Here is a 13,876-nt window from a genome sequence, read left to right as displayed (position 1 = left end):
ATACTTTGTGTTCAGGTTGGTTGATAACGAACCTGAAACCTGAAACAAAGAAAATCCTGAAACAAAATTTTTAATTTCTAAAATCAAACCATAAATTCATTTTGATTCCGTCATCACCGCTTTTGATGCGAATATTGGTGGCCTGACTTTCCGGTCCCTGATGTTCCAAAGGTTTAAAATCCCTCATAGCCGGAATTTCATACATAAACGAAATATCTCCTTCCGGAAATGCTGGCTGCGGATAACTTCCGGCGAAGCCATTTTTAGGTAAATCCGGTGTAAATAATCTCAAATACAAATTATCAGATTCACTGAAAACTTTGAATGATGATGCTCCTGCTTTTAAGCTTGCCCCTAATAAATTGGCGTGATAACCTTTAAACTCAGGATAAACCAGATTTTCAAAACTTTCGCCCGTTATAGTTGTGTTATAATCTTTCTCCCAGATACCGTAAGTAGTTCCTTTAATTCTGTTTTTCCAGACATGATAAGGCCCTCTTCCAAACCATTTCATTCCGGTAACTCCTTTTTCAGGAAAACTAAAAGTAATTCCGAATGCACTGATTTTATCTTCAAAAAAAGCACCATCAAAACCTTCACCGCCTGAAGCATTCTTTAAAGCAATCAGTTCCATTTTAAATCTTCCGTCCGGCTCCATAATCCATTTAACAGAAGACAAACCACCGGAATAAGTTACGTTACAAATCGCTTTATCGCCTTCCTGTGAAACCTGAATGTCTTTTAATTTGGCTTTCATTCCGATTGGTCTTGGACCATTGGTTAACGGAATTGTATTCGTTCCATTTTTAACTGAAGTAATTTCTCCGGTTGTTGCATCTAAAACAACTGTAACGTCACTTCCTTTTAAAGTAATTTCATTTCCGGTTTTTACACCAGAAGCTTTTGCTTTTGTATTTTGAACCGCTAAAAATTTAGCAGCATAATATTTCGCTTTATGAATTGGCCATGTCCAGGTATAAATTTCTTTATTAAACTGATCATAAGCCGAAAGGGATAAAATATCTCCTTCAGTAAAATTAGCAGGAACAGCGAATTTAATTTTACGTGTTTCACCTGGATCAATACTCGGAATTTCAATTTTTCCAGAACTGATTTCCTTTGAAGTTCCATTAGTATATAAAACATCATTATCAGATTTCAGTACTTTAAATTCCATTCTGCAGGAATTCAGATTACTGAAAAGATAGTCGTTTGTAATTAAAAAAGAGCCATCAAAATCTGCAGTAACCTGTTTTGGCTGAAACTGAACAGGCGCCCAGACTTCTTTTACGGTATAGTAGCTTCCTTCTTTTTCACGGTGCGGCCCTAAAATCCCATCCGCAGCCAATGAACCTTTTGAGTCGAATTTTGCATCTCCGGTCCAGTCAGAACGAAATACGGCTTCATCCAGCATTGCCCACATGAAACCTCCTGCAAACAACGGACTTTGTTTGTAACGTGTCCAGAAATCTTCAAGGGCAGCTCCGTGTCCGTTGTCGTAGGTTCCGTGCATGAATTCGGTTGGAAAAAAAACATTTTCACCATTATTAAAACGATGCATTCCGGTTAAATAAGTCGGGTAGTGGTGCGTGTCCCACCCATTGAAGTCAGCCCAAGGGTGAATTACAATTCTTTTTTGTGGGTCATTATCTTCAAAAACTTTATCAACATTGTAATTCCAACCGCCTTCATTACCATTATCCCAGATAATTACTGATGGGTGATTCACATCTCGTACAACCATTTCTTTAACTAATTTGGTTCCGGTTTCAGTATCATAAGAGTTTTGCCAGCCTGCTAATTCGTTCAGCACAAAAAGTCCTAATGAATCACAAACGTCAAGAAAGTGCTCGTCAGGAGGATAATGTCCTCTCACGGCATTCATATTCATGTCTTTCAGTAATTTACCGTCCAGTTCGCTGATGCGTTTGCTGGTGCTTCGTCCGCCTTCCGGCCAGAATGAGTGACGGTTGATACCTTTCATCACGATTTTGGTGCCATTTACATAGATTCCGTCTTGTTTTTTGAATTCTAAAGTTCTGAAACCAATTCGTTTATCGTATTTGTGAACGATGTTTCCGTTTTGTTTTAAAACTAGTTCCAGATCATATAAATTTGGACTTTCCGGATTCCATGGTTTGATGTTTTTCCATTGAGCAGCAATTGTTGCTGTAGTGCTTTTTGCTTTTACAGGAAAGGTAAAAGTTTCGAATTTTTCTCCATTTAAACCTTTCAGAGTGGCTTCTAAAACAGCATTTTTAGAAACGTTTTTGAGATTTAAATTTACAGTAATCGAGCCATCCATTTTTGGATTTACAGCAATATGCTCAATATGTGTTTTAGGTGAAATTTCAAGCCATACAGGACGATAAATTCCGCCAAAAAGCCACCAGTCCGCTCTTCTTTCGGCTGCATTTACCGATTTATTTGCAGAATGTTTCCAAACATGAACTTCTAAAGTGTTTTTAGAACCGAATTTCAATAAAGATGAAATATCGTATTTGAATTCGTAAAAACCACCCTGATGAATGGCTCCGGCCAGTTTTCCGTTGATTTTCACTTCGGTATCGGTCATGGCTCCGCCAAACGCAATTAAAATTTCTTTGTCTTTATAATCAGCAGGAACTTCAAATTCATATTTGTATAAACCTTCTTCCTTGCTTGGCTCTTTTTGGTTCAATTCTTTGTACCATCTTCCATACGTATATTCTCCAAAACCTTCTAATTCCCATTGAGAAGGAACATTTATCTTAGACCAGGTTTTGCTGTTGTTGCCTCCGGTACAATAAAAATCCCATTGTACAGGATGTTCAAAATCTTTTCCGGAAAGATAAACTTTATCCGTTTGCTGTGCTGCGCTGTTTTGATAAGAAAATAAAGCTACGGCAGCAATTGTAAGGTTTTGGATTGTTTTTTTTAGTAACATAAATAGGTGTTTCTATAATGGTTTAGTTTCCATCTGGTTTAGTAATTTCAAATCGGTCACTCAAAGGAAGTGTCCAGTTCGAAATATAATTTGGTTTTTTGGGATTGTAATTTGGAACTTCTTTTCGGATTTGCTTTTTTAACGGTATATCGAGTTCGCGAATTCCTTTAAGTACACATAGCGCAATTTCGTTTGCTCCAAAACTATTAAAATGAGTATTGTCCTCCAAAACTTTTACCTGTCCCGGGAAAGTATTTGCAGGATATTGTACAAAAGCTTTTCTGGAAGGTTCGTCACCCCAGGTTTCATATAACTCGGTTGTCATTTTGGTAACGTCAATAAGGGCAATATTGTTTTTTTGTGCAACGGCTCTCATGGCAGCAGGAAAATCACCATGAGTTTCTTTTAAAGTTCCATTTTCGTTAAAAGCGCGACGTTGTGTCGGGGTTACCAGAACCGGGATAGCTCCTTTGTCTTTGGCCGACTGAACAAACTCGGCTAACAGAGTAGAGTAAGAACCCCAGGCTCCATTTCCTTCGCCCTTTATTTTTTCGTCATTATGCCCGAATTCAACAAATAAATAATCTCCTTTTTTTATTAATGAAAGAATTTTTTTTAAACGATTTCCTCCTTTAAAAGAACTCAGTGCCGAACCCGAAACGGCATAATTGGCAACCACAACTGTATTGTCAAAATAATTGGTTATAAACTGTCCCCATGAAGCCCAAGGCTCTACATCCTGATCGGTAACCGTTGAATCTCCGGCAAGATAAACTACAGTTAAATTGTCTTTTGGAGTAATTTTTATACTCTGAATTGCAACGTCTCCTAAAAACTCCAGTGTGAGTTTGTCGTCCCAGTTCAAAATATCTTTTTCCCTGTCTTTTAATGAAACATTTTGAGTGTCATCAATTTTTGGAGTTCTGACATTTACATTAAAAATTTTGGTTACCGGTTTGCCTTTTTGAATTGAAAGCTGATCCAGCATCAATCTTCGGGATTCTGCTTTTATAGTAACATTTATCTGTTTTTCAGAACTTCCCATTACAACCTCAATTTGATAATTTCCCTCCGGAAGTTTTACGGAAAAGTAAGTTGGCTTAACAGCAGAAAATGTATTTGAATTGATTGTTGCATTCGAAGCCGAATTAATATCAAAACCATAACCTGTTGTTGTATTATAAGTCAAAGCAGTATTTATGGATATTCCTTTTTTATTTTTTAAGGCATTTCCAAAATTAAACAATTTACTTTCAGTAGTTTTCTGTGGTATTATCTTATCTGAAGAATTATTGTTCAAAGCAAACAGATTTAGCTGTAAGACAAAACAAAAAATGGCACAGAGAGAAGTTTTAATGTTTATCAAAGTTTTTCTATTTAAATTATTGTATTTTCAAAACTAACGGTTACATTTTTATATAGTATCCTGTACTATGATGTTAAAAAAATGAAAGAATATAAATTATGATATTGCAAAAATCAGGTAGGTACAGGATGCGATACCATAAAAAAACAGAGAAATTGCGTTTAAATTATCAAAATCATTAGGTATTTGATAGTGATTATGTGCCTCTGAATTATTAAATTTTATGAAAACCAAAAACAATACCATCCCGAACCTTATTGGCTTATTATTGCTCTGTCCTTTGCTAACTATAGGACAGGAAAAACAAGCTGTGCGTAAAATTCATTATGCTCCTGAAGGGAATAGTTTTGTTTTAAAAAACGGTGCCAGAAAATTCAACAGGGCACTTTATGGCTCGAATACAGGTTTTAGAGTTGAGACAGGGGACTTACCTGAATTTGCGATGTACATGCCGGGAATGGGCGGGAATTTTAAACTCGGTCTGGTTAATGGCAAAGACAGCAAATGGATTACCGAGGCTTCAAAAATTGACACAAAATATGTATTGGGTACGATACAATACGAAATTCAGGACCCCATTTTAGATAACGGAAAACTAATTGTAAAAGTAGTTGCCTTAAAAGAAAAAGAAGGTTTTATTGTAAAAGTTTATGGGGAAAATGTACCTAAAAAAGTGAATTTAGTTTGGGCATACGGTGGTGCAACGGGGAAAAAATTCAGTCGTGACGGCGATATTGGTGCTGACCCTGAGTCGGTGTTTTATTTACAGCCTGAATATTGTACCAATAATAAATATACCCTAAAAAAACAGTCTTTTTTACTGGAATACGGTTCTGAAAGCAATAAAGAGAAAACAGGTAACAACAAAAAACTCACAGGCTACTTCCCGGGTTCTGATATAAAGTTAGCCAATCCAAAACAGCAAAAGACACCTTTGGAATTGTACAGTTCCAATCCTGAAAATCTGACGCTTGTTACAGGAAAAAATGCCATTTCAAAAAGCGAAATGTTTTGGCTGTTTTCAAGCGAGGATTTAAAATCGGATGTTTCTCAAAAAGGATTATCGCAATTGTATGACAAATCGGTTCAGGAAACATATCTTTTGGCGAATAGAGTAAAGGTTGTAACTCCGGATCCTTACATTAATACATTAGGTTCAGCACTTTCAATAGCAGCTGACGGAATTTGGGAAAGCCCGGCTTACCTTCATGGTGCTATTGCATGGCGCATGTACCTGAATGCGTGGCGTGGCGCTTATACAGCTGATCCTTTAGGCTGGCATGATCGTGCGAAAACTCATTTTACAAGTTACAGCAATTCGCAGGTAACAGCTCCTGAAAACGGTCCTATTGTTTTGGATACGGTTCGCAATTTTGCCCGTCAGAAAGAAGTTATGGGGACCTCCATGTTCAGCAGCGGTTACATCAGCCGGAACCCTAACAAAAATACAGTGGCGCATCATTATGACATGAACCTGGTTTTTTTCGACCAGATGCTGAGGCATTTTAAGTGGACGGGAGATACTTCGTTTATGAAAGAAATGTGGCCCACAATCCAAAGGCATTTAAACTGGGAAAAAGAAATTTCGATCCGGATAATGACGGACTTTATGATGCTTATGCGACAATTTGGGCGAGCGATGCTTTACAATACAGCGGTGGCGGTGTAATACATTCTTCGGCTTATAATTTTTATGCAAATAAAACGGTGGCTGAAGTAGCCAAAAAGATTCAGCAGAATGAAAATCCTTTTGTTAAAGAAGCGGATAAAATCCTAAAAGCTTCGAAAGATCAGCTCTGGATTCCAAAAAAAGGCATTTTTGCAGAATATAAAGACGCATTAGGAAACAGATTATTGCATGATGTTCCCGGTGTCTGGAGTATTTACCACACTATCGATTCCGAATTATCGAATCCGTTTGAGAGTTATCAGATGCTGAGTTATGTGGACAAGCAGATTCCGCATATCCCTATTTCAGCAGAAGGACTTGATAAAACTGATCTTTATACGATAAGCACCACCAATTGGCAGCCTTATACATGGTCTATTAATAATGTGGCGCTGGCAGAACAATTGCATACATCGCTGGCTTTCTGGCAGGGAGGTCAATCAGAAAAAGCATTTAAAATGTGGGAAAGTGTGTTGATCGAAAGTATGTATCTGGGCGCTTCTCCGGGTGGTTTTGAACAGCTTTTATATCAGGATGCAATGAGAGGCGAATTATACCGTGATTTTGCAGATCCAATCGGAATGACGTCAAGAACTTTGGTAGAAGGGCTTTTTGGTATCCAGCCTGATGCTTTGGCGGAAGTTTTAACGATTCAGCCTGGATTTCCTGCAAAATGGAATCACGCAGCTTTAGATATTCCGGATATTTCAATTGATTTTAAAAGAGAAAACAAAACTGATTCATATCTTATAAAAAATCAGTTCGCAGCAAAAATGAATTTGAAATTAGTTCTAAACGCACCTTTTGAAGGGATTCAGCATATAACGGTTAATGGAAAAACAGTTAACTGGAAAAATATTCAGGAAAGTATTGGCAATCCAAAAATCTCTATTGAAGTACCTTATAGTACTGCTTATGAGGTGAAAATTAACTGGAAAGGTGATATTTTAGAAGAGATTAAACCTATTACTTCTTTAACAGCAGGAGAATCTTTTAATATAACAACATCTAAAGCAGATATTGTTTCGGTTTATGATCCTCAGTCTATTCTTAGCGAAGTTTCAAAAACAAATAAATACTATCAGGCAATTGTATATGGTAATAAGACTAAAACTTTTTTCATTCAGTTAAAACAAGGCGATGTAGCATGGTGGCAACCTGTTGAAGTGGATTTAAAGTCTAAAATTGAATACGAAAGCATTCAGTTAAGAAACAACAATATAGAAATCACCCTGAAAAATAACTCAGAAAGTAAAATTGAAGGAAATGTAGTTTTTGATGCTTCCTCGAAAGATAATCAGCAGAAAATTTCTTTAGGTATAAATCAGAAAGAAACTATTGTTATTCCAATTGAAAAGTTAGTTCCGGGAACCAATAAATTCTCTGTTAAAGCAGATTCAAATATCATAAAAGAAGTAACTTTTACCAACTGGGATATTTCGTTTAATAATTCAGAAAAACAGGAATCAGTTTTGCTTTCTTCTTTTTTTAATTCGAAAGTGACAGATGTTTTTAACGAAAAGTACTTGTCTCCAAGACCGCAAACGGTAACTTTACAGCTTCCGACAAACGGAATCGGAAATTGGTGTTACCCAAATGTTTCTGTAAAACTGGATGATTCAGGACTACGTCAAAAAGCGAAGTTAAATGGAGAAATTACGACTCCTGAAGGAATTGTTTTCAAAACTCCTTCTGATGAAAATCAAAAAAATATTGTTTTTACATCTCAGTGGGATAATTTTCCAAAAAGTGTCAATATTCCGTTAAACGGAAAAGCTTCGCATATTTATTTTATGTTGGCAGGAACGACTAATCCAATGCAAAGCCGAATTGTAAATGGTGAAATTGAAGTAAATTATACAGATGGTACTTCTGAAATTTTACAGTTGAAAAATCCTGAAAATTGGTGGCCAATCGAACAGGATTATTTTGTTGACGGACTTGCCTTTACAACAGATGCTCCAAAACCGCCAAGGGTTTATCTGAAATCGGGTGAAATTTCGAGAACCTTCAAAGATTTTACCACTATAAAAGGATATTCTAATTTTGGAATTGATGGTGGCGCAGGGACAATTCTGGATTTGTCTTTGAACAAAAATAAAACCTTGAAAAGTCTTACTGTTAAAACAATCGCCAATGATGTGGTTATTGGGCTGATGAGTGCGACTCTAATTAGATAAAAAGAATTCAATGTCAATATCAATTTCAAAAATCAATATCAATCAACTCGAAATAAATTAACTGCTATATGAAATGAGCATGACTAAAAGGTTGGTTATAAATACCATCGAAGATATGCAAATTACACATGACCAATAAAAAAATAATAAATAGCTACATATGAAAAAAATATTCTCCCTGTCTTTTTTGATGTTGTCGATTTCTTTGTTTTCACAACAAAAAATAGACAGGAAAGCATTGGTAACAAGACACAATGTTCAAATTACTGCAATAGATACTTTAGCTTCTTTAACCGTTGGAAATGGGAGCTTTGCATTTACGGTAGATGCTACAGGATTGCAAAGTTTTCCGGAAAAATACCAAAACGGGATTCCGCTTGGAACGCAATCGGAATGGGGTTGGGACAGTTATAAAAATACTGAGAATTATAAGTTTTCTGAGACTCTAAAAGACGTAGATCAGTATGGTCGTAAGATTTCATATTCAACACAAATTAAAGAACCTGCACGAAAAAAAGAAGCAGTCGAATGGTTTCGTCAAAACCCGCATTTATTGCAATTGGGAAATATAGGTTTTGAAATCACCAAAAAAGACGGCAGTTTGGTAAAGCCGGAAGATATTAAAACCATTAATCAAAAGCTGAATTTATGGACAGGAAAAATTGAGAGTTATTTTGAGGTTGAAGACATTTCTGTGAAAGTGATAACTGCTTGTGATCAGACAAAAGATGCTTTAGGCTTTAAGGTAGAATCAGATTTAATTCAACAAGGGCGTTTGAAAATTCGTGTTCGAATCCCTTTTCCAACAGGACTATGGGGTGATATGGGTACGAAATGGGAAGAAAAACAGGATGTAACTATTTCAGCCGTTGCTATTGCGGGGACTGAGATGGGGAAAAAATGGGGAGGAAAACAAGATTATAAAAGCAATCTGAAAATCAAAAATAAATCAGAAGCTACCATTACACACGTAATGGACAGTATTTCGTATGATATTAATTTGAAATGGAAAGGAACTGCATCGATTAAAGAAAAAGCAAAACACTATTTTGTTGTAGAACCTTCAAATAGTAATACAATTGAATTGAGTTGTTCATTCATTCAAACAGATAAAAATAAATCTGTAATTCCTTCTTTTCAAGCAATTGAAAAAAGCAGTATCGCTGGTTGGGAATCCTTTTGGAAAAGTGGCGCAGCAGTAGATTTTTCGGGAAGTACAGACAAACGTGCACATGAATTGGAAAGACGCGTAATCCTTTCCCAGTACCTTACCAAATTGCAATGTACCGGAAAAGTTCCGCCACAGGAAACGGGTTTGACTTACAATAGCTGGTTCGGGAAACCACACTTAGAAATGCATTGGTGGCATGGTGTACATTTTGCACTTTGGGACAGACCGGAATTACTGGAAAAAAGCCTTCCGTGGTATCAGAAAGTTTTTGAAAAGGCTAAAAATATCGCCAAGAGACAAGGTTTTGAAGGCGCAAGATGGCAAAAAATGACAGATTATGATGGAAATGAAAGTCCGTCATCGGTTGGGGCATTCCTGATTTGGCAGCAACCGCATTTCATTACCTACGCCGACTTAATTTATCAGGCAAAACCAACAGCAGCAACTTTAAATTTATACAGCGAGCGTGTTTTTGCTACGGCAGATTTTATGGCTTCATTCGCTAATTATGACAATAAAAATGATCGTTACGTTTTAGGACCGGGCATTATTCCGGCGCAGGAAAGATTCAAAGCCATTGAAACATTTAATCCAACATATGAACTGGCATATTGGAATTGGGCTTTAAAAACAGCTATCAACTGGAAGAAAAAACTAAACCAGAAAGTGCCTGAAAAGTGGGAAACAGTTTTGGCTAAATTATCACCTTTACCAATTGCTAAAGATGTTTATCTGGCAACAGAAAGCGCTACTGATTCTTATACCAATCCGGAGTTTAAAACCGACCATCCATCAGTTTTAGGGACTTACGGAATGCTTCCGGAGACTTCTCTTCTGGATAAAAAAATCATGAAAAATACTTTTGATTTAGTTTGGAATACCTGGTCATGGGACAAAACCTGGGGTTGGGACTTCCCAATGACAGCAATGTCAGCAGCCCGTTTGCAAATGCCTGAAAAAGCAGTTGACGCTCTTTTTATGAATGTAGTGACCAATACGTATTTAAAAAACGGACATAATTACCAATCGCCAAGACTAACGCTTTATCTTCCGGGTAACGGAGGTGTATTGACAGCGGTTGCTATGATGTGTGCCGGCTGGGAGGGAAATACAATTGAAAACCCAGGGTTTCCTAAAGACGGAACATGGAAAGTAAAAAGCGAAGGATTTAAAAAGATGTTTTAGTTTATTGAAGATGTTAAGCTGCTAAGATTCTGAGGTGCTAAGTCTGGTTTTTTAGCCTAGTTTGTCATTTCGACGGAGGAGAAATCACACACGTAACTCGACAAAGATTGACCATTTCTTTGTGGAATTTCTAATGTGATTTGCTTTGCCTTTTCGCTATCGCTTGAGTCTCCTTTCGTCGAAATGATAGGAAAACTATAGATTGATAGTATTTCAAAATAAACCATTCTTGCTAAAACGAGTCTATACAGGCATAAAACTTTACCAACCAAAACCAATTATGAAAAATAAAATTTTAGTAACGTTATTCCTTTTGTCGGGTTCAATTTTGTTTGCCCAAAGACAAATGGAAAGTTTAGACCGTGGCGTCATTGCCATAAAAGACAAAGGACAGTTTTTTATCAGCTGGCGTGTTTTAGGAACAGATGCTGATGATCTGGCTTTTAATTTATATCGAAAAAGCGGTTCTAAGAAAGCCATAAAATTAAACGACAAACCGATAACGGGAGCAACTAATTTTCTTGATGTCAAAGCCAATGAGAAAGAAGAAAATACCTGGTTTGTAAAAACGGTTTTAAAAGGAAAAGAAACAGATGTAAAAGGGAGTTTTACAATTCCGGCTTCAAGTCCTGATAAAAATTATTTATCTATAGCTATAAAACCAGTTGAAGATTATATTCCGAATGATCTTTCTACGGGTGATTTGGATGGAGACGGGAAGTATGATTTAATAGTTCACATGACCGGAAAAGGACATGATAATTCACATACCGGTATTACTGATCCTCCTATTTTTCAGGCGTATACTTTAGAAGGAAAATTTTTATGGCAGATTAGTTTAGGTAAAAATATTCGCGAAGGCGCGCATTATACACAGTTTATGGTCTATGATCTGGATGGTGACGGAATTTCAGAATTGGTTTGCAAAACTGCTGACGGAACTACAGATAGTCAGGGCAATGTGGTTGGAGATGCTTCAAAAGACTGGGTAGACAGAGACCCAAAATCGGGAACGTTTGGTAAGATTTTAAAAGGCTCTGAATATCTTTCTGTTTTTGATGGAAGAACCGGAAAACTGGTTACAACAACGGATTATATTCCGGAGCGTGGTGATTTGGCAGGCTGGGGCGGACATGGAGGAAGCGGAGGAAACGATACCAAAGGAAATAGGATTGACCGTTTTACAGCATGTGTTGCCTATTTAGACGGGATCCACCCAAGCGTTGTAATGTGCCGTGGATATTACGGCAGAACGGTTTTAGCAGCATTTGATTTTAAAAATAAAAAACTGACTTCAAGATGGGTTTTCGATAGTAAAGATGCTGAGAATCCGTATTCCGGAATGGGGAATCACGGATTAACTGTGGCTGATGTTGATAACGATGGAAAAGATGAAATCGTCTATGGATCAATGTGCGTAGATGATAACGGAAAAGGATTGTACACAACAGGTTTTAGGCATGGCGATGCTTTACATGTTTCGGATCTGGATCCAGAAATTCCAGGTTTAGAAGCTTTTGGAATCCATGAAATTGAAAATAAAACAACAGGTCCGGGTGTAGCTGTGTTTTCGGCCGCTGACGGAAAAGTTCTGTTTACCGATTCTTTGAATGAAGATGTTGGTCGCGGTGTAGCAGATAACATAGATCCAACCCGAAAAGGTGCACAATGCTGGTGGTCCGGTTCTCCGTTTTTATATGATATGAAAGGAAACAAAATTGGCGACGCCCCGAAATCTATTAATTTCCTTATTTATTGGGATGGCGATACTTCAAGGGAACTTTTAAACTCGAATTATATAGACAAATACGGCAAAGGCAGATTGTTTACGGCAACAGGAGCGGTTTCGAATAATGGCACCAAATCAACTCCGGCACTTTCTGCTGATATTTTGGGCGACTGGAGAGAAGAATTGATTTTAAGAAGCGAAGACAATAAAGAATTACGAATTTATTCGACTACCATTCCAACAGATGTAAAACAATATACTTTAATGCATGATCCGCAATATCGTTTGAGTATTGCCTGGCAAAACGTAGGGTATAATCAGCCGCCTCATACCGGTTTTTACTTTGGAAGCGCTATGCAGCCAGCTCCAAAACCTAATATTGTTCTGGTTGCTAAGAAATAAGATTGTAAATAAATAAAAAAGTCCGTTTCAAATACATGAAACGGACTTTTTAGGTTTGTGATTTATTGGGGCAAAAAACAAACTTTTTATCGCTATTTTATTTAGGAAGTTCCGGAGTCATAATTCTTCTTGTTGGCGTGCTTAAAGTTTCAATAAAAGCCAGAAGATCGCTAATTTCTTCTTTACTTAAATTTAATTTCTTAAGCATTGGATCTACTTTCGGAATTAAGGTATCACGTGCTGTTCCTAAATATTTTTTCTGAACAGGAGATGGGTTTCCAAGATTATACAATTCTACAACATCCAGTAAAGTAGGGAAATGTCCGTGGTGCATCCATGGTCTTGTGTTGACTACTTCACGAAGCGTAGGTGTTCTGAATTTGCCAATATCTTTTACGTCTTTCGTCACATTATAGCGACCGAAATCTTCATTTTTGGTTCCGAATAAAACCTGTCCGTCATTATGGAATTGATTGTCGCTGAAATAAGGTGTATTGTGGCAATTGATACATTGTGCTTTCGTTCTGAACAAGTGCAGTCCTTTTACCTGTTGGTCTGTGTAAGCTTCTGATTTTCCGCTAACGAAATGGTCAAATTTGCTTTTTGGGCTGTTAATGGATCTTTCGAATGTTGCTATGGCATACTGAATTCGTTCAAGGGTCACTTTTTTATCTCCAAAGGCAGCTTCAAAAAGAGGGTTGTACCCTTTTATTTTTCCGATTTTGCTTACTGCAATCGTTAGTTTTTCATTCATTTCTAGAGGATCGCCAACAGGAAATTGCGCCTGATCTTCTAAACTCTTCGCTCGGCCATCCCAAAATAGGGAAGTAGCGTAAGCTGAATTTAAAATGGTCATCGAATTTCGTTTTCCGTTCTGGCGGTCGTGGCCAAAAGAACGGGTTAAATTGTCTGTCCATCCCAGTTCAGGATTGTGGCAGGAAGCACAGGCAATTTGTCCGCTATTGGATAATCTAGGATCAAAAAATAATATTTTACCAAGACTTTCTTTTTCTTTAGAATAGGGGTTGTAAGCCGGATAAGGAACTGCAGGGAGCACACCGATATCCTGAAATTTAGATTTGTCTATGCTTTCATGCAATTCTGCAGCAGGCCATTTTGATGCATCTCCGTTGGAATATAGCTTTCGTAATTCCGTAATATCGATGTAATCAGGTTGTTCGATGCTTTTGTATGCTGTTAAACTCAAAAGCAGTAAAACGGGTATTATTAATTTTTTTAATTTCATAA

General features: G+C 37.1%; 6 protein-coding genes. 3 read left to right on the top strand and 3 right to left on the bottom strand.

What is annotated here, in order from left to right; genetic code table 11:
* Positions 1 to 70: 70 nt before the first annotated feature.
* Positions 71 to 2,926: a glycoside hydrolase family 2 TIM barrel-domain containing protein gene (locus P5P89_RS20710; protein ID WP_278010032.1), complete on the bottom strand. Its 2,856-nt coding sequence runs from the start codon at positions 2,924 to 2,926 to the stop codon at positions 71 to 73.
* A 22-nt stretch (positions 2,927 to 2,948) separates the two neighbouring features.
* On the bottom strand, positions 2,949 to 4,226 hold the full coding sequence (locus P5P89_RS20705; RefSeq protein ID WP_278010031.1) for a rhamnogalacturonan acetylesterase: 1,278 nt from the start codon (positions 4,224 to 4,226) through the stop codon (positions 2,949 to 2,951).
* A gap of 289 nt (positions 4,227 to 4,515) precedes the next feature.
* Here P5P89_RS20705 and P5P89_RS20700 point away from each other — a divergent pair, with 289 nt between their 5' ends.
* The 3 genes from P5P89_RS20700 to P5P89_RS20690 all read left to right on the top strand — a co-directional run bounded on the left by P5P89_RS20700 (position 4,516) and on the right by P5P89_RS20690 (position 12,628).
* Complete coding sequence (locus P5P89_RS20700; protein WP_278010030.1) at positions 4,516 to 5,961, top strand: DUF4450 domain-containing protein; 1,446 nt, start codon at positions 4,516 to 4,518, stop codon at positions 5,959 to 5,961.
* 2,340 nt (positions 5,962 to 8,301) lie between these two features.
* Positions 8,302 to 10,497 carry a hypothetical protein gene (locus tag P5P89_RS20695; RefSeq protein WP_278010029.1) on the top strand — a complete coding sequence of 732 codons (2,196 nt, stop codon included), beginning with the start codon at positions 8,302 to 8,304 and terminating at the stop codon, positions 10,495 to 10,497.
* A 280-nt stretch (positions 10,498 to 10,777) separates the two neighbouring features.
* The gene (locus P5P89_RS20690; protein ID WP_278010028.1) at positions 10,778 to 12,628 is read left to right on the top strand and encodes a rhamnogalacturonan lyase; all 1,851 of its coding nucleotides are present in this window, start codon (positions 10,778 to 10,780) and stop codon (positions 12,626 to 12,628) included.
* Between the two features lie 97 nt (positions 12,629 to 12,725).
* Here P5P89_RS20690 and P5P89_RS20685 read toward each other — a convergent pair whose 3' ends face one another.
* Positions 12,726 to 13,874 carry a cytochrome-c peroxidase gene (locus tag P5P89_RS20685; protein ID WP_278010027.1) on the bottom strand — a complete coding sequence of 383 codons (1,149 nt, stop codon included), beginning with the start codon at positions 13,872 to 13,874 and terminating at the stop codon, positions 12,726 to 12,728.
* Between the last annotated feature and the right edge of the window lie 2 nt (positions 13,875 to 13,876).

Source organism: Flavobacterium gyeonganense (assembly GCF_029625295.1).
Taxonomy (GTDB): Bacteria; Bacteroidota; Bacteroidia; order Flavobacteriales; family Flavobacteriaceae; genus Flavobacterium; species Flavobacterium gyeonganense.
The sequence above is the reverse complement of the archived record's forward strand: the minus strand, read 5'-3'. Positions and strand labels throughout refer to the sequence as shown.